Raw genomic sequence first — 21343 nt, forward strand, 5'->3', positions numbered from 1 at the left:
GAAAATGCCGCCCTCTTCATGAGGACGGCATTTTTTCATTCTTCATTCGCTTGGCTTAAATATTCAGCGACGGTCTCCGCTAGTTTCACAGGTAACCCTGCCTCTGCCAACTGTTCGATCGTCGCACGGCGCAGACTGCGCATCGACCCGAAGTGACGGATCAACTGCTGGCGTCGTTTCGGTCCGACTCCCGGAATCTCGTCGAGTAAGGAACGTGTCATTCCTTTCGAACGAAGCGAGCGGTGGAACGTGATGGCGAACCGGTGGACTTCATCTTGCATACGCTGAAGTAGATAAAACGCACTCGAGCGAGGGCTGAGTTCGATTAAGCGTGCATCTTCTCCAAACAACAACTGACTCGTCCGGTGTTTGTCATCTTTTTTTAATGAGCCGACCGGCAGGGATAGGCCGAGTTCATCTTGAATGACTTCTAAAGCAGCATTCAATTGTCCGACGCCTCCGTCAATCAGGACGAGGTCCGGAAGGCGCGCTCCTTCGAGTAACAATCGGCGATACCTTCGACGCACGATTTCCCGCATCGATTCATAGTCGTCCGGTCCTTGAACCGTCCGAATCTTGAACTTCCGGTACTCCTTTTTGAGTGGTTTGCCGTCTTCAAAGACGACGAGCGCCGAGACGGCATCCGCTCCTTGGATGTTCGCATTATCGATGATCTCGATTCGTGACAATGGATGGACATCAATCGCATCGGCGAGTTCTTCAACGGCCTGAACGGTCCGTTTTTCATCTTTTGCTAACAATTCGAAGCGTTCTGAGATCGCATTTTCAGCATTTTTCGTCGCTAGATCAAGTAATTTTCGTTTTGATCCTCGGACCGGAACGTGAATTTTGATCGAGAGTGCTTCTTTGAGTAAAAGTTGATTGACGAGTGGTGGTACATACAGTTCACTCGGCTTGATGTTTTTTTCATAGAACTGGACGATGAAACTTTCAAGTTCTTCTGCAGGCGTACCATAAATCGGGAAGAGCGAGACATCCCGCTCGATCATCTTTCCTCCCCGCAGGAAGAAGACTTGGACGCACATCCAGCCTTTATCGACATGAATCCCGAATACATCACGCGACGTCAAATCCGCTGTAATCATATTCTGTTTGTTCATGATCGACTCAATCGCTCGCACTTGATCGCGCAACTCTCCCGCACGTTCGAATTCCATCGCTTCGGACGCTTCTCCCATCTTAAGGTTCAAGCTTTCGACAAGTTCCTTCGTGTCCCCGGACAAGAAACGCCGGATTTCCGATACGAGCGCCTTTTGTTCCGATTCGAGATTCGGGATTTCGCATGGACCGAGACACTGGCCGATATGGTAATAGAGACACAGTTTTTTCGGCATCGGTTGGCATTTGCGTAACGGATATAAACGGTCTAACAGACGCTTCGTCTCGTTCGCTGCATAGGCGTTCGGATACGGACCAAAATAGTGACCGCCATCCTTTTTTAACTTACGCGTCGTAATCAGGCGCGGATACGTCTCATTCGTAATCTTCAGGTAAGGATAGGATTTATCGTCCTTCAGCATGATATTGTACTTCGGATCATGCTTTTTGATCAGTGTCATCTCAAGCAACAACGCTTCTAGTTCACTCGCTGTGATGATGTATTCAAAGTCACGGACTTCCGCGACGAGACGTTCCGTCTTGATATCATGCGCCCCTGTGAAGTAGGAGCGGACACGATTCTTGAGATTTTTTGCTTTTCCGACATAAATGACTTCGCCGAATTCATTTTTGTGCAGATAACATCCCGGCTCATCGGGTAAAAGGGATAGTTTTGCTTTGATATGTTCTTGATGTCCCAAATAAATGTCTCCTTTCACCGTTTTTAGTTTTGTTCGTTCGGGTAAATACCATACATTGATTATGACATACGGAGGATGAAAAATGCGTACATATGATTGCATCGTCATCGGAACAGGTTCAGCCGGAAACCAAGCAGCTTATAAATTTGCCGAAAAAGGATTACGCGTTGCCATCATCGAAAATTTCACGCCAGGAGGCACTTGCGCCCAGCGCGGGTGTGACGCCAAAAAAATCCTGCTGACGGGGAGTGAGACGAAAGACGCCGTCGAACGCTTACTCGGATATGGCGTCAAAGGATTGATTTCAATCGATTGGCGTCAGTTGATGGAGCGAAAGAATGAATATACACGTGCCATTCCGGAGCAAACGCGAAAACGATACGCGGAAACGGACATCGACTATTTCCACGGCGAGCCGCGTTTCGTCTCATCACACCGCCTCCGAATCGGCGAAGAAGAAATCGAAGGAAAACAATTTTTAATCGCAACCGGTCTACGTCCTCGCGAATTATCTGTACCCGGTAGTGACCGTTTTATAACGAGTAATGAATTTCTAGAGCTGAAGAACCTTCCCCGTCGACTCGTCTGTATCGGTGGCGGCTATATCTCGTTCGAATTCGCACATCTCGCCCGAATTGCTGGAGCAGACGTCACGATCGTCTTACGTTCTGAACCCTTAAAACAATTCGAGCACGAATTGGTCGATGTGTTGATGGAAGCGACACGGGCACTCGGTATCTCAATCATTAAAGAGGCGGAAGTCGTGGCTTTTGAAGACGAATCGCTCCGTCTATCAAACGGCGACGTCTTAAAGACGGACGTCGTCTTGAATGCAACCGGACGTGTCGCAAGTATCGATCAGCTCGGACTCGAAGCGATCGGTGTTACCCATAACGAAAAAGGAATTCATGTCAATGAATTCCTTCAGTCTTCGGTTGATCACATCTATGCTGCAGGTGACGTCGCCGTCAGCGGAAATCCGGCGTTGACACCGTTTGCCGGAACAGAAGGACGACTTGCTGCCGATAACATGCTCGAAGGCAACAATCGGAAACTGGAACTTCTCCCAGTACCTAGCGTCGTCTTCACTGCCCCGAATCTAGCCCTCGTCGGCGAGACGGAAGCTGCTTTGAAAAAAGCGGGTATCCCGTATCGTGGTCGATTGATTGACACGTCTTCTTGGCAAACGAACGCGCGGATCAAAGACGGATTCGCACGGGCGAAAGTACTCGTTGGCGAGGATGATCAAGTGCTCGGCGCTCACTTCATCGGTGTACATGCAGCGGAACTCGCGAATTACTTCTCGTTTGCGATGCAACACCGGATTCCGAGTACGTCGATGCAACAGACCGGATTTGCATACCCGACACCCGCTTCAGATATTGCTTCGTTATTTGAAGACTGATAGGAGGTCTCCCAATGATTCAGTACGGCTATACGATTCTCTATATCGAAGATCCTGCCCGGACGCTGACGTTTTACCGAGACGTCCTAGGTTTATCCGTCAAGGCAGAGCATGGAAGCTATATCGAGTTCGACACCGGTCTGACGACACTCGCCTTCAATACGCGTAAAGACGTGCAGCAGCTGATTCCGGATTACACGATACCGAGCGGAAAAGCACAACAGACGTTAGAGATCGGTTTCGTCACGGATGACGTCCATACGCTTTTTCAGAAGGTCGAAGCCGCAGGATACGAAACAGTGCTCGCTCCCGTTGAAAAACCGTGGGGGCAAGTCGTTGCGTATATCCTGGATCCGGATGGTCATCTGATTGAACTCTGTACGCCAATGTAATCTAAAAAAAAAACAGACCGTTCTGCCTGTGCAGAACGGTCTGTTTTGATATGCAGGAAAGAATTAGTTAGATGTTTCAACGAATTCTTTGAGTGCGTCTTTTGGCATGAAGCCCATTGTTTTGTTGACAGGTTGTCCGTCTTTGAAGAGGACGAGTGTCGGAATACTTTGAACTTGGAATGCTCCAGCTACTTCTGGGTTTGCATCGACGTCAACTTTGACGATTTTTACATCTTGCATGTCAGCATCGAGTTCTTCAAGAACAGGTGCGAGCATACGACATGGTCCACACCATGTTGCCCAAAAATCAACAAGGACGAGTCCTTCTTGTGTTTCTTCTTTAAATGATTGGCTAGTTGCGTGTACGATTGCCATTGATCATAACCTCCTAATGAGTAGATCGACCCGGTAAAATAATGGGTGATCTCTTTATTGATTCGAGTATATCATAGCAGTCTCTTCCAACAAACGAAACTGCTCACGTGACATATTTCCTAAAAAAAGTACCGGTGCCTTTGAATCAGCACCGGTATATTCCTTATCCGTGGACGAGCATTTTCTTGAATTCAGCTGTCAAGAGTGGCACGACATCGAACAAATCGCCAACGATACCGTAATCGGCAACCGAGAAGATGTTTGCTTCCGGATCTTTATTGATCGCTACGATTACTTTTGCATTCGACATTCCTGCCAAGTGCTGGATCGCACCCGAGATTCCGCACGCGATATAAAGGTCCGGCGTTACGACTTTCCCCGTCTGTCCGATTTGAAGTGCATAATCACAGTAATCCGCGTCACAGGCACCACGCGAAGCACCGACTGCTCCTCCGAGAACGTCTGCTAGTTCTTGTAACGGTGCGAATCCGTCCGAACTCTTGACGCCTCGTCCACCTGCGACAATGACTTTTGCCTCTGATAAATCCACGCCGCCTGTTGCTTTACGAACGATGTCTGCGACGATCGTCCGTAAATCTTTCAGTTCGACTGTGACCGACTCAACCGTTCCTTGTGAACTACCTGCTTCGAGTGGATCGATGTTGTTCGGACGGACCGTAAAGAGCGTCTTGCCTTCTGCTACTTTGACTTTCTCAAATGCCTTCCCTGAGTAGATCGGACGGATGAACGTTGCGTCCGCACCTTCCCCTTCAATCGCCGTCACGTCACTGATTAGACCCGCTTGAAGTTTTGCCGCGATTTTCGGTGATAGATCCTTGCCGAGCGACGTATGCCCGAAGACGAGCACATCAGGTGATGTTCGGTTCATCAACTCGAGGAAGACTTGTCCGTATCCGTCTGGTGTGTAGTGCAACAGGCGTTCATCCTCGACGACGAGTACCTGATCTGCCCCGCGTGACGCCAGTGCTTCCGCATCCTTTGCGACATCGTGTCCAATCAGGACCGCGATGACTTCGTCAGCGACACGCCGTGCTGCTGCGATTGCCTCAAACGACACATTCCGTAAACTGCCATCCCGTGATTCTGCGAGTACTAATGCTTTTGTCATTCGTTTCTCCCCCTTAGACCACTTTTGCTTCGTTGCGTAATAATGATGCGAGCTGTGCGACTTGCTCGTTCAGTTCACCTTCAAGGATCTTACCGGCTGCTTTGTTCGGTGGTAAGAAACGTTCGATCGTTTCTAGACGTGGTGCGAGTTCGTCTTCATCAAGTTCGAGATCATCGAGTTCGAGTTCTTCAAGTGGTTTCTTCTTCGCTTTCATGATCCCCGGAAGACTTGGGTAACGTGGTTCGTTCAACCCTTGTTGCGCCGTCACGAGTAACGGAAGTGTCGTTTCAATCGTTTCCGTGTCCCCTTCAGCGTCGCGTGTGACGACAGCTTTTGTTCCGTCGAGCTCGAGTTTCGTGATCGTCGTCACGTAAGGAATATCGAGCAGTTCTGCGACGCGTGGTGCCACTTGACCACTTCCGCCGTCAACTGCGACGTTTCCGGCGATGATGAGATCGACTGTCTGTTCCTTCAAATAACCAGCGAGTACTTCAGAAATCGTGAAATGATCTGCTTCTTCGATATCATCTTCGATCGAGATCCGAACTGCTTGGTCGGCTCCCATTGCGAGCGCTGTTCGTAATTCCTTATCTGCATCTTCCGGTCCGACCGTCACGACCGTCACCGTTCCCCCTTGTGCATCCCGGACACGAATCGCTTCTTCGACAGCATATTCATCATATGGATTAATGATGAACTCTGCGCCATCCTCATCGATTTGACCATTCTCGAGTTGGATTGCTTCTTCCGTATCAAACGTGCGTTTCAACAGTACATAGATTTCCATCTCATGCTCCCCCTTATCGTCTATTCACCATCATTCTTTGTATCCGCTTACATGATTACTGTCATGAAAAGGGCTTAACTCAGCCCTTTGACCAACATCTGATGAATACCGCTCCGCGTCTCAAGCAAATCATACTTAAATCCGCTTGCCATCCAACTCGTGACGACTTCATCGATCGTTCCGAATACCATTTGACGTGCCAGTCGGTAATCGAGTGTTTCTGAAAACTCCCCTGTCGTCATTCCGTGCTTGACGACGCGATCTATCAGGTGCAGATACGGTTTCAAGACAGTTGCAATGTTTTGACGCATCTCCTGATTGGATTGCCGAAGCTCGATTTGCGTGACGACAGCTAAATCATAGTCAACGGACAGTTGTTCAAGATGTGCCTCGATTAATGCCGCCAGCTGCTCGATCGCTGACGTATGATTCGCGATTTGTCCTTCAGAGTATTCGATGAAACTTCCCATTTTCGCCTGGAACAACGAAATCAGAAGATGCTCCTTATTTTTGAAGTACAGATAAATCGTTCCGTCTGCGACACCTGCTTCTTTGGCAATAGCTGTCACCTTCGCTCCATGATAGCCGTTTTTAGCAATGACTTTGACGGCAGCATCAATGATACGGTCACTCTTTGATATTGTTCGCTTCATTCCACTATCTCCTAACGCATAAAATGAATGATGGTTCATTCATATTTATTCTATCATGTCATTTTATCATGTCAACTGCTTTCTTCGAGTTGTTTGGCACGCTCCTCTTCAACGAGAACACGGCGGAGAATCTTCCCGACGAACGTCTTCGGTAGTTCTTTTCGGAATTCATATTGTTTCGGTACTTTGAATGACGCCAGCTGTTTCCGACAGAATTGATCGAGTTCTTCTTCCGTGACCGTCATCTCATCCTTGACGACGATGAACGCCTTGACGGTCTCACCGCGATAGGCGTCTGGGACACCGATGACGACGGCTTCCTTCACTGCTGGGTGTTCGTAGAGGATTTCCTCCACTTCACGTGGATAGATATTGAAACCGGAGGCAATGATTAAATCTTTCTTCCGGTCGACGATCCGGAAATAATGATCTTCTCCAATATAACCGAGATCTCCCGTGTGTAGCCAACCGTTACGTAAAACGGCTTGTGTGTCTTCTGGTCGCTTCCAGTACCCTTTCATGACTTGCGGACCTGTTACGAGAATCTCACCGATCTCACCGGGAGCAGCCGGCGTCTCACCATCTGCCTGGACGATTTTCGCTTGCGTATCAGGTACCGGAATCCCGACTGTTCCGGGAATACGCCGATCCCAGATGCAGTTCGTATGCGTCACCGGACTTGTTTCAGACAGACCGTATCCTTCAACGATCCGCCCTCCCGTCAAGGCTTCGAATTTTTCCTGCACTTCGACCGGGAGCGGGGCTGAACCGGATATACAGGCTTCGATCGACGAGAGATCATATTTCTTCAACTTCGGGTGATTCAACAGCCCGACATACATCGTCGGCGCACCGGGGAACAGATTCGGTTTTTCTTTATGAATCGTCTTCAGCACTTGTTCGATATCAAATTTCGGTACGATGATTTGTTCATACGCATTAAAAATACCGAAGTTGAGGTTACACGTCATGCCGTAGACATGGAAGTAAGGAACGACTGCCAACAGCTTTCGTCCGTCTCCCCGCTCATATTTATAGAACCATTTATCAATCTGTTCGACGTTCGCACTCAAATTGAAGTGCGTTAACATGACACCCTTGGGAGCACCTGTCGTTCCACCCGTATATTGCAAAACGGCGACGTCTTCCTTCGGTTGAATCGCAACTGGTGTAATGGATTCATATCCACGTAACGATAAAAATGGAACTGAACCTGTCGTATCAATGATGATATTATTATCTTTCCGTGCTTTAATGGGATACAGTTTATTTTTAGGGAAGGGAAGGTAATCCGCGATGCTAGTCGTCACGACGGTCTTCAGTGCCGTCGCTGCCTTGATACGGGAAGCTTTCGGATACAATAAATCAAGCGTCACGAGCAGATGCGCCCCTGAGTCGACGAGGATTTGCTCCAGTTCTCGATCTGTATAGAGAGGATTGACTTGGACGACGATGCCACCCGCATACAGAACGGCATAGTAACTGATCATATATTGCGGACAGTTCGGTAACATCAGTCCGACGCGATCCCCTTTTTTAAGTCCATGTTCTTGTAGCAGACTTCCGAGTGCTCGTGCTTCGTCACATACTTCACGAAACGTCATTCGTTTTCCTAAGAAACTCAAGGCACGCTGTTCCGGAAAATCAGCTGCCGCCTCATCAAGTGCCTGATAAAGTGGGACTTCTCGATAATCAATTGATGCAGGTACATGCTCGGGATAATCAGATAACCAAACGGATTCCATACGTTTCCCTCCCTGATAATGAATTACTATTCATTTTCATTATACGTTGATTTCAATTCGACATGCCAGTGAAATCCAAAAAAAGTAATCGAATCTGCTTGTTTTTTTGTTGCTCTCACGCAGGAATCCTGCCACAAAAAAAAGTAATGTGTCCTTTCTCGTTTCCGAAAAAGGGACGCATTACTTTTGAATCCGCATTACCGGGATGGATACGTGAATCCTTCTCCGATGACTTCCCGGACTTTATGAATGACGACGAAGGCGCGGGGATCCGCAGCTTCGACGATCTGTTTCAGTGGTGCTAGTTGTCGTTTATCGACGATCATATACAACATGTCATTCTTTTGTTTCGTGAAGTGACCATGGCTATGGATGACCGTCGCACTACGACCGAGTGTCTCTGTCAGGATCGTCGCAATCTCTTCTTGGCGATGACTGATGATCGTGACCGCTTCACGGACATTCAATCCTTCGCTGACGAGATCAATCAAGTACGAGCCGATGATGATCGCAATCAACGTATACAGCATCGTCTCTTCCCCGAAAAGAAAACCCGAGGCACCGACGACGGCGACATCGATGATGAACATCGAGACCGCGATACTGAGATTCAAGTATTTATTCATCAGTCGGGCGATGATGACGCCGCCGCCCGTCGTTCCTCCGGCTCGAATGACGAGTCCGATGCCGACACCAATCAGGATGCCCGCATAGACCGTACCAATCAAGCGGCTATCAGATGATGTCGCAAGACTTGCTGTTGAGGAGAGGACAAACGACGTGACGGCGACCGAGATGACCGAATAGAGCATCGTCTTCCGACTGAGGAATCGATAACCGACGACGAATAGCAAAGCGTTCGCAATCAGTGACACAAGTCCTGTATCCCATCCATACAGATAGTAAAAAATGACCGTGATCCCGATCAATCCACCTTCGGATAAGTCATTTGGAATCGTAAAGTAGTTGATCCCAAAAGCGAGAATCGCCGATCCGACGATGACCCAAAAAATATCCTTCCAAGAGATCAGTTGCATCGCTTCAAAAGCACGGCGTCTCGTTTCTGCCGTTGTTGTTTTTCGTACGTTCATATGCGTTCCTCCTTTTTTGATTAGGCGTGGCTCAATAAAAATTCCGTACTGAAACGATGTCAGTACGGAATGATCACACGGTAAGACCGGTTCTTTTAATTAAATACGATCCAGAGGATACCGACGACCAAAAAGGCAATCGAAACCCCGAACATGATTTTCGCTAAACGTTCTAACACGGATTCACCCCACTAACGCTGATCCGATGACGTAGGACATGCCGATCGATAAGGCACATGAAATGATGCCGACAGCAATATTGCCATTCTCGATTTCACGGTCTACCGGCAAATTCGGTGTCAGGAATTCAAAGATCCAGTATGTCGATATCAACAGTAAGAAGCCAAAGGCACTTTCAAGAAATATCGACCCGACCCGTTCTTCCCCCTGTACAGCGAAATGAACGATATTGGCGAGTCCGATGATTTTTCCTCCTGTTGCTAACGCAACAGCGATGTTGCCACTCTTGATATGTTCCCAGTTTTTATACCGGGTTGTCAACTCAAAAAGTGCCAGTCCTAAAATGATCAATAAACCCGCGACCGAATAGAGTGCTGTCGTATAGACATAGACGTTCTCAAAAATGTTCATCTTACTTTCCTCATTTCAGTTCGATGATCGTCACACCGTGTCCGCCTTCACCTTGACCACCTAAGCGGTGACCTTTGACGTGACGATGACCTTTCAAGAAATCTTGGACACCTTGACGCATGGCTCCCGTACCTAGACCATGAATGACACGAATGTGATCGTAGTTCGATAACAAGGCTTGGTCCATGAAACGTTCAAGCTTCGACAGCCCTTCTTCGACACGCACGCCGCGTAAATCCAGTTCCGCCGAAGGCGCGGATTGTTTCGTCACACTCGTGCCACCAGAGCGTCCTTTCGTTTGCGGACGTTTTGGTGTACTGCCGATCTTCGCGAGATCTTCCGGCTTGACGTTCACCTTCATGATGCCGACTTGGACCGTATACTCGCCGTTCGCCTGTTGATTGATGATGTAGCCTTTTTGATTGAAGGTCGTGACTTTAACTTCTTCGCCTTTATCAAAACGTGGCGTTTGGTCGTATTTCGCTTTCACTTTCGCAATCCGCTTCTCTTGCAGACTCGGTTTCGCGTCTTCGAGTCGTTTCCGTGCCTCGATCAGTTCATGCTCCTTGACGGCACCGGCGTCTCGTAATTCCTTCAGACGTTTGATGACACCTTCTGCTTCTTTTTGGGCACGTTCGACCGCACGTGTTGCTTTTTCTTCCGCTTTGGCCAGAATCTCATTCTTCTCTTCCTGGATCTCCGCTTGTTCTTGTTCGAACTGCTCCCGCTCTGCAACGAGACGTTTCTTCTCTTCTAACAACTGCGTCTCTAACGTTTCAGCCCGTTGTTTCGCTTCTTCCAATCGTTCAATCATCGTCTCGACGGACTGGGCATCGCTACCGATCTGACCACGTGCCGCGTCGATGATCCGGTCTTCGAGTCCGAGGCGTTTTGAAATCTCGAACGCATTCGAGCGTCCGGGTACACCGATGAGTAAGCGATAGGTCGGACTGAGTGATTCGACATCGAATTCCATCGATGCATTGACGACTCCTTCCCGGTTATAGCCATATGCTTTTAACTCCGAATAGTGCGTCGTCGCTGCAACACGCGCTCCGCGGCGTTTCACTTCATCAAGAATCGCGATCGCGAGGGCAGCCCCTTCTGTCGGATCCGTTCCGGCACCTAACTCGTCAAACAGGACTAGGCTCATAAAATCGATTTTCTCCATCATCGAGACGATGTTCGTCATGTGCGAACTAAACGTCGATAAGTTTTGTTCAATCGACTGTTCATCCCCGATATCGGCATAAATCGCATCGAAGACACTGAGCTCTGTCTCGTCCGCTGCCGGTACATATAATCCTGATTGGACCATCAGTTGCAGCAGACCGATTGTTTTGAGGGTAACCGTCTTACCACCGGTGTTCGGACCGGTGATGACGAGTGATGTAAAATCACCACCGAGCGAGACGGTAATCGGCACGACTTCCTCTTTCGGGATGAACGGATGTCGGGCTTCCTTCAAGATGATATGACGGTTTTCATTCAAGCGTGGTTCGACCGCTCCAATCTGGTGACCGTATAACGCTTTCGCCATGATAAAATCGAGTTCTGCTAATACATCGAGGTTAATGCGCAGCGAATCACCGACACTACCGACTAGCGTTGACAGTTGGGCAAGGATCCGTTCGATTTCCGCCCGTTCTTTCAAACGCGCTTCTTGGATCTCGTTGTTCGCAGAAACGACGGCTTGCGGTTCGATGAATAACGTTGCACCGGACGCCGATTGATCATGGACGATTCCGCCGAACGCTTGTCGATATTCTTGTTTGACCGGCACACAGTAGCGGTCATTTCGCATCGTCACGATGGCATCAGACAGCATCTTCGCTTTACTGCGTAAGACGTTATCGATTTTCGAACGGACCTGTCCTTCGAGCGAGCGCAGCTGACTGCGTAACGCTCGTAATTTATCACTTGCCGAATCTTGGACCGTTCCTTGATCGTCGATCGCATGACGGATCCCTTGTTCGATTTCAACGAGCTTCGTGATCTGTTCGATCCGACTATCAAGACGTGGCAATCGTAAATCCGCATGATCTTCATGCAGACGTTCCTGGAATGCCTTCACTTGACGTCCTGAATAGACGACATCCGCTACGGATAGCAGCTCACTCGTCGAGAGGACAGAGCCAATCTCAGCCCGTTTGACCTCACTGCGGACATCTGTCAATCCACCGAACGGGTAACGATCACGCAAACGATAGACCGTCGTCGCCTCTGTCGTGACGGCTAGCAGTTCTTTGACCTGTTCGAATTCTTCTGCCGGACGCATCGCTCGGACGAACTGTGCCCCTAGCGAGCTTGCCGTGAAGGCGAGCATGTTTTCTTTTAATTTCTCATATTCTAATACGCGTAATGCGTTAGCATTCATTTAATCCACTCCTAGACGTTTTCGACCGAAGAACGCAAGCGCCTCTTCAGCAGTCCACGTATTGATGACATCAGACGCCTCCAAATAGGCTTTACGTGCATGGAGGACACCAAGTTTCATATCTTCCAACATTTCTGGTCGGTGTGTATCCGTATTGATTAAAATCTTCACGCCGGCAGCCTTCGCCTTCGCAAGCGAACTTGCCGTCAAATCGAATCGTGCCGGGTTCGCATTCATTTCAAGTGCTGTCCCTGTCTCCGCCGCTAGTTCGATCAAGCGATCGACGTTGACGGCATATCCTTCCCGTCTGCCGATGATTCGTCCCGTCGGATGGGCGATCAAGGAGACATACGGATTACGACATGCATTCTCGAGTCGTTGCATGATTTCTTCTTCTGACTGATCAAACTTCGAGTGGATCGAGGCAATGACATAATCCATCTCTTTTAGGAAGTCATCTTCGTAATCGAGTGAGCCGTCCGGCAGGATATCCATCTCGACACCACATAAGATCGTCATTTCGGGATGTTTCTTGCGGGCAGCTTCAATCTCGACGCGTTGCGCACGCAGACGCTCTTCCGTTAATCCATTGACGAACTTCATGTATTTGCTGTGATCCGTGATCGCCATCCACGTATATCCGCGTGCGGCACAGGCATCGACCAGTTCTTCGACGGACAATGTGCCGTCCGACCATGTCGTATGCATGTGAACGTCTGCCTGAATGTCGTGTTCAATCAAGAGTTTTGATAAATCTTGTTCGAACTCGTGACGTCCCGCCCGTAATTCCGGCGCGATGAACGGTAAGTCGTACCGCGCAAACAATTCTTCTTCCGTCTTCGGCTGGACTAATCCTTGTTCAGTCTCGACACCGTATTCAGAGATACTCTCTCCCCGCTCTTTCGCAAGTTGACGCATCCGGACATTATGATCCTTCGAACCTGTGAAGTGATGTAACGTCGACGCATATGCGGCGTCATCGACGATCCGGAAATCAACGGCGATATAATGAACGTCTCGTTTTAAAACGAGCGAGACTTTCGTACTCCCTGCCGCAATGACTTCATCAATCAAGGGTAACTCGAGCAGTTGCTCCTTAATCCGTTCCGGTACGTTCGTCGACAGGATGAAATCGAGATCCTTACACGTCTCCTCTGCCCGCCGGAAACTACCACCGACTTCAAAGCGGATGACTGCATCGAACGATGCCAACGTCTGATTCAATTCCGCAACGACCTTACGCATGACACCGTACGGAAGTCGTTCTGGTCGAGTTTCAAACGTTTCGAGTGCTTTAACATACTTCTCGACCGTCTTCTTGCCGAATCCTGGCATCGCCTCGACTGTACCATCTGCCAATTTCTCTGCAAAGGAATCCGCATCGATGACCCCGACATCATGTAATTTAGCGAGTTTTTTTCCACCAAGACCAGGAATCTTTAGTAAGGCAATCAATCCTTCCGGTACTTCCTGTTCAAGTTCCACTAACGCGGTACTTGTTCCCGTATCACGATATTCTTCAAGAACAGCAGCCGTGCCCTTCCCGATTCCTTTCATCGCCGTGAAATCCTCAATCGTCATGAACTCCGCATCTGAAGCCTCAAGGATACTTGCTGCTTTTCGAAAGGCATTGATCTTAAATGGATTTTCCCCTTTGACTTCTAAATAGACGGATATCCGTTCCAAATGACGCATCGCATCTTGAATCGTACGCATCTGCAATTCTCCCCTCAAAAAAAGCTCCCATTGAACGGGAGCATGTTTATTTTATCAATCCAACCTGCTCCATCAACCAGTTCGCAAGGAGCGGTGTGTGCTGAATGATGAAGCTTGCTAAACTCGAGTTGGCAATCGCATCCTGAATCGATTGAATCGGCGCAAAGGCTGCCAGGAACAAGAGTAAAAAGACGAAGATGTACATCTCAATGAACCCGAAGACACCACCGAGTAACCCTTTGACTTGTTTTAACAATGGAACGTTCGTCAATGAATCAAACATCGATAACAAAATCGATAAGATGATTTTCGTTCCGAAGAACAAGACGACGAACCAAAAGGCTTTGTAGAATACTTCATCGAGCCGCGCTGAGCTCGGAATCGAAAACATCGTCAAGTCGATTCCCGCATCGTCGAGCGTCGACGGATACGGTACCCAAAGACGAAACTTCGTCGCTAGTTCTTCATAAAACGATAACGCGACGATGAAGGAAATGATCAGGCTGAGCAAATGTCCTGCCTGTAACACGATTCCTCGCCGAACACCTGTCATAACGCCTAAGGCGAGAAGTAATAAGATAACGAAGGAAATCATAGTTTATAGTTCACCCAAATTCTTTTTAATTTTTACGTAATCACTACCAATATTAAGCGCCGCTAGGACGGCAATTTGACGAACGTCGAGTTGTGGTGCTTGTTCTCGGATTTCTCGAATCTTCGTATCGACGAGGAGACCCACTTCGCGTACGTGTTCTGGCGACTCCGTTCCGACAATCGTATAATCATTGCCTGCGATATGAATCGTCGTCCGGTTCAACCCTTCTGAATCAGCCATTTTTCTGTCCTCCTCACACTTTGCTTCTTTCATATAGTACCATCATTTTCGTTTTAGGAAAAGAAGTCCCCCATCGGTCTTAAGGATGGTATGCTTAATCCCGGAAAGGGAGGTTATCTCGTGGGAACTACCGTTTTACGCTTATCTAAAGAAAAACAGGAATTAGTCATACAGAACTTCAAACAGAACGAGACGAAGCATCCTCCGTATGCCCGTTTTGCCGCTAAAGTACCTGGATGTGTCATCACGATTTATAATTCTGGAAAAGTGATGTTCCAAGGAACCGAAGCAGAAGCCATCGCATCACGATATGGTACGGCTACACCGAAGAAATCAAAAGAACCCGTTGTATCCACGTTACCAGATGGTTTTGCTGAATGGTCTGTCGCCGGCAGCGATGAAGTCGGGAAAGGTGATTTCTTCGGTCCGCTTGTCGTTGTTGCCTCGTTCGTCGATCGACAGCAGATCGCACTCCTTCAGGAACTGGGTGTACGTGACTCCAAGCATTTGAATGACACGGAGATCCGAAAGATTGCCCGTGATCTTCATGCCGTCATTCCATATACGTATCGTATCTTGCACAACCCTGAATACAATCAGATGCAACGAACGATGACACAAGGAAAGATGACCGCATTGATGCATAATGATGTACTCGAGCGACTGCTTGATCAACTGGAGACGCCTCCGCAAGCCATCCTAATCGATCAGTTCGCTGAAAAATCGGTCTACTATAAGCACCTGTCCGGTGTGGTAAATCCTGTTCGAGAAAATGTCTATTTCTCGACTAAAGCGGAACAACTCCATGTCGCAGTCGCTGCCTCCTCGATCATTGCCCGTGCGATCTTTTTGAAGGAAATGGATCGATTGAGCGAAACAACGGGTGTCGTCATCCCAAAAGGTGCAGGTGCAAAAGTCGATCAAGTCGCCGCTTCCCTGATTTTGCGTTACGGTGCCGACAAACTGCGTGACTGGACGAAGGCCCATTTTGCCAATACAAAAAAGGCGCAACAACTAGCAACAAAACGAAACCGACCATGACCTTGACGGACTGGTCGGTTTTCATATGACGGATTCACCTTCTGATAATCGATCGATTTCCGCCAAGAGAATATCTTTTTCGTTAAATGGTATTAACTGTGTTCCGATGCGTTCCACATCATCGTGGCCTTTCCCGACGATGACGATGCGCGCTCCTTCATAAGCGAGGGAAGCGGCTTTAATTAACGCTTCATGACGTAAAGCATAACATCCGACCAACTGTTCGCTCGGAATATCTACCGTCAGTTCATCGATGATTCGAAGCGGGTCCTCAGAGCGTGTATCGTGAACGGTAACGATGATTTGGTCGCAGTATCGACTAGCAATCCGTCCCATATCTGCACGTTTCGTCCGATCTCGTTCTCCTGCTGCACTTAAGACGATCGATAACGTCTCTCCTACAGAGGTAAGGGCTTGTAAGCATTTTTCCAGCCCGTCTGGCGTATGCGCGTAGTCCAAGTAGATTTCGCATCCTTCTCGTTCAATGCGTTCTAGACGCCCTTTAGGTAACTCCAGTTCCGGTATATGACGAATCAGTGCATAAAGATTCGCTTCACCTGCTCGCAATAATCCCATTGCCGCTGCCAAATTGGCAGCATTGAATTCACCAAGTAAAGCCGTCGGTACGCGTGTCGTCGTCTCATCAATTCGCACATTGACGGTGTCTGTCAACCACTCGACTGCGATTTGTGACGTCCGGTTCGGCTGCGTCGTATACCAGATGACGGGTTGTAAAGGAGCTGCTTCCCGCATGACACGGCTAAATCCGTCCTCGCGGTTCAAAATGATTGCTCGACCGTTTGACGCAGCGACTTGCTTGAACAACAAGGCTTTTGTCTCGGCGTATTCCTCCATCGAGTGATGGTAATCGAGATGATCGTGCGATAAATTCGTAAAAGCCGCCGCATGAAAAGCTACGCCTTCCACTCGTCCTTCTGCAAGGGCATGGGAGGACACCTCGATGATACAGTCCGTCACGCCCTGTTCAACCATTTCATATAAAAGACGATGCAAGATGACCGCTTCCGGCGTCGTATTCGGTGTTTTAATGAGTACTTCATCGATTCGCGCACCGACCGTGCTGATCATACCCGCCTTCACACCGGTTGCCCGAAAGAGATCGTAGGCCAGTTTCGTCGTCGTCGTCTTTCCGTTCGTCCCCGTCACGCCGTACACCCGCATTCTCCGACTCGGATGATCGTAAAAGGCAGCTGCTACTTTTCCGGCAGCACCCTTCGTATTTTCGATTAGAATGACAGGAATCGTCACGTCCTTTAAGGCTTCTTCTGCTAAAATGGCAGCTGCTCCGTTGCGTTCAGCTTCCCTTGCATAGCGATGACCATCTACCGTATAGCCGCGAACACAAATAAATAGACTTCCTGGTATCACTTTTCGTGAGTCTGTCTCAATACTCGTAATCATCGGATTTGAATCTGTTTGCAAGTTGAAAAGTGATACTAATGATGATAAAGATTTCGGGTGTGACCTCATGATGTTTGCTTCCCTTCCTTGTTCCAAGATTCACTTTGTTTTGATCAAATATAAATGACTTGATGCATCATGTGTATATCTTCAGCTAAACTTCAGATGAACATGTTACAACTAACGATGAGGTGAACGATATGACGCATATTTTAATTGCAGAAGACGAATACGATATCCGGGAATTACTGACGGAATTATTAAACTCCAACGGATACATAGTATCTAGCGCAGCAAATGGCATGGAAGCCTTACAACTTTACCAATCGAGCGCATTTGATTTAATCATCTTAGATATCATGATGCCTTTCTTCGATGGTTTTGAGGTCGCACGTCATATTCGTAAAGAATCACGTACTCCGATCATTTTTTTAACCGCTTTACAGGATGAGGAAAACCAAGTGAAAGGGTTTGACCTCGGGATTGATGATTACATCGCAAAACCGTTTTCCCTTCGCATCTTACTCAGACGAATCGAAGCCATCATTCGACGTATCCAATCGAATGAAGAAGAATCACTCTCATTTCGAGAGATTACCCTTTTTCCATCAAGCTATAACGTGTTCATTTCCGGAAATCCGACGACATTAACGCTTAAGGAATTTCAAATCCTTCATTTATTACTCGAGCATCCCGGTCGCGTCCTTGAACGCGAACAGCTGATTCAGCAGCTTTGGGGTTTTGATGCGTTGGGGGATACACGTTTTTTGGATACACACATCAAGAATCTACGAAAGAAAATAAATGTGCCTTATATTCAAACGGTGAAAGGAGTCGGCTATAAGCTTGAAACATCTAGCTAAACGGCAACGAATCACTGCTAAGTTATTTCTTTTGACGATGAGCTTACTCATCGTCGCCGTCCTCTCGACGGTCGGGTTTTTATACGCTACGTTGCCTTCTTACTATCAATCCTATCGGGAAGAACAATTTCATTCTACGATGGCATCCATTGAACAAAAGAGTAAAGAACGCTCCATCGAAGACATCATTCCATTGCTTGATCGACTGACAGACAAAGGAATTCGCGTTTCCTTGTGGACGGAGGACGATCAACTCTTATACGCTCCCGGTTTTGGTCGTGGACCGATTCGCCGCACTGCCGATCATTCTCCTGCCGGGACGATCCAGGCTTCGATTCCACTTCAACTGAATAATCAAACAGTCATTCTCGATGCCGATCAAATGATTCAACCGATTGATGAGGTGAAAGCCGTTTTGTTGAAGTTAGCTCCCTATATCGTTTTTCCGCTTCTATTATTAGCCGGTCTTGCCGCTTATCTTTACTCACGCACCATTTCCCGACCGCTACTCTCGATCAATCAAGCGACGAAGGCATTAGCGAATCTCGACTTTTCTGTCCGGACGCATCACCACTCGACGGATGAACTCGGTGATCTATCCAGAAACATCAATCAGCTTGCTACTAAACTCGAGGTGACGATGGATTCTTTACACGCCTCGAATGAACGCCTTCGTTTAGAAGCAGAAAAAGATCGGCAACGTGACGCTGAGCGAAGACAGCTATTTCTCGCCATCTCTCATGAGTTAAAAACACCTGTTACGATCATCAAAGGGCAAGTGGAAGGGATGCTCTTGAACCTCGGCGTCTATCGCGATCGTGATTATTACTTGGAACGGGCTGGTCAAGTGATCGAAAACATGGAGCGTCTGATAGCGGCGTTGCTTGAAGTTGCACGTGTCGAACAACTGGCACTCCACTTTGAGGAGACGAATCTTCGTCTTATACTCGAACAGCAACTCGAGCAATTCGGGCAACTCGTTCACGATCGCCAGTTGCGTGTGATTTCACCTGAGGACGACTGGAACGTCACTACGGATCGCCACTTGTTGGAGCGTGCTTTTCATAACGTATTAATGAATGCCATTTCGTATACGGCTCCGGGTGGAACGATTCTCATCGAATTGACGCGCGAACGAAACGGTGTAGCGTTAACGATCACTAACTCTCCGACCATTCAGGATTCAAGTGACACTGCGGCGTGGTTCCATCCTCTTACGCGCGCCGAACAATCGCGAAATCGTATTCATGGCGGCAGTGGTCTGGGTCTTTATTTAGTACATCAGATCATGGATCGGTTAAATGTAAAGACGACCTTGACGGGAACTACCGATCACGTACGATTCACGACCTTTTTTGAAACGACTTCCTGATTTCTACTTGCCAAAAGCGTAAGAAATACTCTATACTCCTTTAAGTTAACTAGTTAACTTAAAGGAGGTTTTTTATGTCATCCCAACAAGAAGACATTCTTGGACAACTGTCAAAAGTGGCTCGTCTCGTCAAACGAGAGATCGATGCCACATTAGCTCACTATTCTTTACACACCGGACAATGGGCACTCCTAAAGGCAGTATCCTTACTTGAACCTGTCTCACAAGTCACCCTTTCGAAATACTTAGTCATCGAAAAACCGGCTGTCACGAAAACCGTTGCCCGATTAGAAGAATTAGGATTCATCCATCGACAGAACTCGGGACGTCATCGTCTGGTCGAATTGACAGCGCAGGCGCGCGATGCCTTTCATACGATTGATGCATCCGTCAAACAAGCACACCGTACATTTCTAGATGAATTATCGCCAGAAGACCAATCCATCCTGGAGCGTCTGATGACTCAGCTACTCGATACTCATCGTCCCGTCGAACAGGAGGAATCATCGTGAACCGTCTATTTCATCGGCATTATATGACGACATTGCTCGTTAATCTCTTATTATTCATAACGTTTTATTTATTGAATGCCTCCCTGCCTCTACTTGCTGCTCAAAAATTCGAAATTTCGAAGAGTTCGCTCGGATGGGTCGTAACGGCATTCGTTTTAGCAACCGTCTGTTCACGTCCATTGATTGGTCATTGGCTTGACCGGTATGAGCTGAAACGGATGTTACTCGTATCAGCGAGTCTCTTTACTCTCTTTAGCTGTCTGTATTTAATCATCCTGCCGATTGAGTCGTTCGGTCTGTTACTCATCATCCGTGTGTTACATGGATTCAGTTTCGGCATGATTTCTTCTTCACTCAGTTTAAGTGTCACGACGTTGATTCCTAAGCAGCGCCAGGGTGAGGGAATGGGCTACTTCGTCCTCTCGATGAATCTCGCTTCCGTCCTCGGTCCCGTCATCGGATTGACATTGATTGCCCATGATGTCATGGTCTGGTATTTCATGACGGTCGCTGTACTCGCCATCTGTTCATTTCTGCTCATGATCCGATTGCCACTTACGAGCAGTCACATCCCGCACACAACACCATTTCGACTTCGCCAATCGCTTTTCTTAGCCAGTCCCGTCTTACTGCTAGCGACGAGCTTTGCCGGAGTTGCGATATCGAGTACGTCTGCCTTCATTTCCTTATATGCCGATTCCATCCATCATGTGACATATGCCTCTTACTTTTACGGGCTGGCCGCACTCGGTATGGTCGCCATTCGTCCATTAGCAGGTAAACGGTTCGACCGGAAAGGACCGGCTTCCGTACTTGTTCCGTCCTATGGTTTGTATGCGGTCGGATTCCTAGTGCTCGGATTCTTTCCGACACTTTATGGTTTGTTGTTTGCGGCTCTCATCATCGGTATCGGCTCTGCCTCTATTTTCCCGGGATTGCAGACAGTTATGTTGACGTCTGCCGCTCCTGAACAAAAAGGAAAAGCCATCTCTACATTTTTCCTCGCCTATGATAGCGGTTTTGGCATTGGCGCCTTCCTCCTATCGGGTATCGCGGCAAAGACCGGATACTCGAATATGTTTTTGATCTGCAGTCTCGTCGTCGTCAGCAGTGGACTCTTATACGGGTATTCAAGAAAATCCTCCACTACAGCAACCAATCAGGACATCGCCTCCTAAAAGAAGGGACTCCACATCATCTGATGGGAGTCCCTTCTT

At 48.1% G+C, this 21343-nt stretch carries 20 protein-coding genes; 7 read left to right on the forward strand and 13 right to left on the reverse strand.

The window, feature by feature from the left end:
• Window positions 1-35: 35 nt before the first annotated feature.
• Window positions 36-1820 carry an excinuclease ABC subunit UvrC gene (gene uvrC / locus ACRPK8_RS00650; RefSeq protein ID WP_432236463.1) on the reverse strand — a complete coding sequence of 595 codons (1785 nt, stop codon included), beginning with the start codon at window positions 1818-1820 and terminating at the stop codon, window positions 36-38.
• A gap of 82 nt (window positions 1821-1902) precedes the next feature.
• On the opposite strand from uvrC, the gene ACRPK8_RS00655 reads away from it, so the two are divergent.
• Complete coding sequence (locus ACRPK8_RS00655) at window positions 1903-3225, forward strand: dihydrolipoyl dehydrogenase family protein (protein WP_432236464.1); 1323 nt, start codon at window positions 1903-1905, stop codon at window positions 3223-3225.
• A gap of 14 nt (window positions 3226-3239) precedes the next feature.
• The gene (locus tag ACRPK8_RS00660; RefSeq protein WP_432236465.1) at window positions 3240-3617 is read left to right on the forward strand and encodes a VOC family protein; all 378 of its coding nucleotides are present in this window, start codon (window positions 3240-3242) and stop codon (window positions 3615-3617) included.
• A gap of 63 nt (window positions 3618-3680) precedes the next feature.
• On the opposite strand, the gene trxA is transcribed toward ACRPK8_RS00660, so the two are convergent.
• The 11 genes from trxA to zapA all read right to left on the reverse strand — a co-directional run bounded on the left by trxA (window position 3681) and on the right by zapA (window position 14916).
• Window positions 3681-3992: a thioredoxin gene (gene trxA / locus ACRPK8_RS00665; RefSeq protein ID WP_023468994.1), complete on the reverse strand. Its 312-nt coding sequence runs from the start codon at window positions 3990-3992 to the stop codon at window positions 3681-3683.
• A gap of 163 nt (window positions 3993-4155) precedes the next feature.
• Window positions 4156-5121, reverse strand: coding sequence for an electron transfer flavoprotein subunit alpha/FixB family protein (locus ACRPK8_RS00670; RefSeq protein ID WP_432236466.1), 966 nt, complete (start codon window positions 5119-5121; stop codon window positions 4156-4158).
• Between the two features lie 13 nt (window positions 5122-5134).
• Window positions 5135-5908: an electron transfer flavoprotein subunit beta/FixA family protein gene (locus tag ACRPK8_RS00675; protein ID WP_294750990.1), complete on the reverse strand. Its 774-nt coding sequence runs from the start codon at window positions 5906-5908 to the stop codon at window positions 5135-5137.
• 74 nt (window positions 5909-5982) lie between these two features.
• Complete coding sequence (locus tag ACRPK8_RS00680) at window positions 5983-6561, reverse strand: TetR/AcrR family transcriptional regulator (protein ID WP_432236467.1); 579 nt, start codon at window positions 6559-6561, stop codon at window positions 5983-5985.
• A gap of 71 nt (window positions 6562-6632) precedes the next feature.
• Complete coding sequence (locus tag ACRPK8_RS00685; protein ID WP_432236468.1) at window positions 6633-8306, reverse strand: AMP-binding protein; 1674 nt, start codon at window positions 8304-8306, stop codon at window positions 6633-6635.
• Window positions 8307-8503: 197 nt separating this feature from the next.
• The gene (locus tag ACRPK8_RS00690) at window positions 8504-9397 is read right to left on the reverse strand and encodes a YitT family protein (protein WP_432236469.1); all 894 of its coding nucleotides are present in this window, start codon (window positions 9395-9397) and stop codon (window positions 8504-8506) included.
• 183 nt (window positions 9398-9580) lie between these two features.
• Window positions 9581-9988 carry a DUF350 domain-containing protein gene (locus tag ACRPK8_RS00695; protein WP_023469001.1) on the reverse strand — a complete coding sequence of 136 codons (408 nt, stop codon included), beginning with the start codon at window positions 9986-9988 and terminating at the stop codon, window positions 9581-9583.
• Window positions 9989-9998: 10 nt separating this feature from the next.
• Entirely contained in the window at window positions 9999-12365 is a 2367-nt protein-coding gene (locus ACRPK8_RS00700; RefSeq protein ID WP_432236470.1) for an endonuclease MutS2, read from the reverse strand.
• Entirely contained in the window at window positions 12366-14081 is a 1716-nt protein-coding gene (gene polX, locus ACRPK8_RS00705) for a DNA polymerase/3'-5' exonuclease PolX (protein WP_432236471.1), read from the reverse strand.
• Between the two features lie 46 nt (window positions 14082-14127).
• A complete protein-coding gene (locus ACRPK8_RS00710) occupies window positions 14128-14676 on the reverse strand; it encodes a CvpA family protein (protein ID WP_432236472.1) in 549 nt (182 codons plus the stop codon).
• Window positions 14677-14679: 3 nt separating this feature from the next.
• Window positions 14680-14916 (reverse strand): cell division protein ZapA, encoded by a 237-nt coding sequence (gene zapA, locus ACRPK8_RS00715; RefSeq protein WP_029342308.1) that lies wholly within the window; start codon window positions 14914-14916, stop codon window positions 14680-14682.
• Window positions 14917-15036: 120 nt separating this feature from the next.
• Here zapA and rnhC point away from each other — a divergent pair, with 120 nt between their 5' ends.
• Window positions 15037-15957 carry a ribonuclease HIII gene (rnhC, locus tag ACRPK8_RS00720; RefSeq protein WP_432236473.1) on the forward strand — a complete coding sequence of 307 codons (921 nt, stop codon included), beginning with the start codon at window positions 15037-15039 and terminating at the stop codon, window positions 15955-15957.
• A gap of 21 nt (window positions 15958-15978) precedes the next feature.
• On the opposite strand, the gene ACRPK8_RS00725 is transcribed toward rnhC, so the two are convergent.
• A complete protein-coding gene (locus tag ACRPK8_RS00725; protein ID WP_432236474.1) occupies window positions 15979-17379 on the reverse strand; it encodes a UDP-N-acetylmuramoyl-L-alanyl-D-glutamate--2,6-diaminopimelate ligase in 1401 nt (466 codons plus the stop codon).
• A 200-nt stretch (window positions 17380-17579) separates the two neighbouring features.
• Here ACRPK8_RS00725 and ACRPK8_RS00730 point away from each other — a divergent pair, with 200 nt between their 5' ends.
• From ACRPK8_RS00730 to ACRPK8_RS00745, 4 genes are all read left to right on the forward strand, one after another.
• Window positions 17580-18242, forward strand: coding sequence for a response regulator transcription factor (locus tag ACRPK8_RS00730; RefSeq protein ID WP_432236475.1), 663 nt, complete (start codon window positions 17580-17582; stop codon window positions 18240-18242).
• A complete protein-coding gene (locus ACRPK8_RS00735) occupies window positions 18226-19614 on the forward strand; it encodes a sensor histidine kinase (RefSeq protein ID WP_432236476.1) in 1389 nt (462 codons plus the stop codon). Before ACRPK8_RS00730 ends, ACRPK8_RS00735 begins: the two co-directional genes overlap by 17 nt.
• 74 nt (window positions 19615-19688) lie before the next feature.
• A complete protein-coding gene (locus tag ACRPK8_RS00740) occupies window positions 19689-20126 on the forward strand; it encodes a MarR family winged helix-turn-helix transcriptional regulator (protein ID WP_432236477.1) in 438 nt (145 codons plus the stop codon).
• Window positions 20123-21304: an MFS transporter gene (locus ACRPK8_RS00745; RefSeq protein ID WP_432236478.1), complete on the forward strand. Its 1182-nt coding sequence runs from the start codon at window positions 20123-20125 to the stop codon at window positions 21302-21304. The genes ACRPK8_RS00740 and ACRPK8_RS00745 overlap by 4 nt, the downstream gene beginning before the upstream one ends.
• The last annotated feature ends 39 nt before the right edge of the window (window positions 21305-21343 follow it).

The organism is Exiguobacterium sp. TDN 0502 (assembly GCF_050846835.1).
Lineage (GTDB): Bacteria > Bacillota > Bacilli > Exiguobacteriales > Exiguobacteriaceae > Exiguobacterium_A.

Bases quoted from the DNA above. Each gene is read 5' to 3' on its own strand.
- polX (WP_432236471.1), bottom strand. From the start codon at position 14,081: ATGCGTACGATTCAAGATGCGATGCGTCATTTGGAACGGATATCCGTC.
- ACRPK8_RS00740 (WP_432236477.1), top strand. From the start codon at position 19,689: ATGTCATCCCAACAAGAAGACATTCTTGGACAACTGTCAAAAGTGGCT.
- ACRPK8_RS00710 (WP_432236472.1), bottom strand. From the start codon at position 14,676: ATGATTTCCTTCGTTATCTTATTACTTCTCGCCTTAGGCGTTATGACA.
- ACRPK8_RS00680 (WP_432236467.1), bottom strand. From the start codon at position 6,561: ATGAAGCGAACAATATCAAAGAGTGACCGTATCATTGATGCTGCCGTC.
- ACRPK8_RS00660 (WP_432236465.1), top strand. From the start codon at position 3,240: ATGATTCAGTACGGCTATACGATTCTCTATATCGAAGATCCTGCCCGG.
- ACRPK8_RS00685 (WP_432236468.1), bottom strand. From the start codon at position 8,306: ATGGAATCCGTTTGGTTATCTGATTATCCCGAGCATGTACCTGCATCA.
- ACRPK8_RS00690 (WP_432236469.1), bottom strand. From the start codon at position 9,397: ATGAACGTACGAAAAACAACAACGGCAGAAACGAGACGCCGTGCTTTT.
- ACRPK8_RS00670 (WP_432236466.1), bottom strand. From the start codon at position 5,121: ATGACAAAAGCATTAGTACTCGCAGAATCACGGGATGGCAGTTTACGG.
- zapA (WP_029342308.1), bottom strand. From the start codon at position 14,916: ATGGCTGATTCAGAAGGGTTGAACCGGACGACGATTCATATCGCAGGC.
- ACRPK8_RS00700 (WP_432236470.1), bottom strand. From the start codon at position 12,365: ATGAATGCTAACGCATTACGCGTATTAGAATATGAGAAATTAAAAGAA.
- trxA (WP_023468994.1), bottom strand. From the start codon at position 3,992: ATGGCAATCGTACACGCAACTAGCCAATCATTTAAAGAAGAAACACAA.
- ACRPK8_RS00730 (WP_432236475.1), top strand. From the start codon at position 17,580: ATGACGCATATTTTAATTGCAGAAGACGAATACGATATCCGGGAATTA.
- ACRPK8_RS00725 (WP_432236474.1), bottom strand. From the start codon at position 17,379: ATGATTACGAGTATTGAGACAGACTCACGAAAAGTGATACCAGGAAGT.
- ACRPK8_RS00675 (WP_294750990.1), bottom strand. From the start codon at position 5,908: ATGGAAATCTATGTACTGTTGAAACGCACGTTTGATACGGAAGAAGCA.
- ACRPK8_RS00695 (WP_023469001.1), bottom strand. From the start codon at position 9,988: ATGAACATTTTTGAGAACGTCTATGTCTATACGACAGCACTCTATTCG.
- ACRPK8_RS00655 (WP_432236464.1), top strand. From the start codon at position 1,903: ATGCGTACATATGATTGCATCGTCATCGGAACAGGTTCAGCCGGAAAC.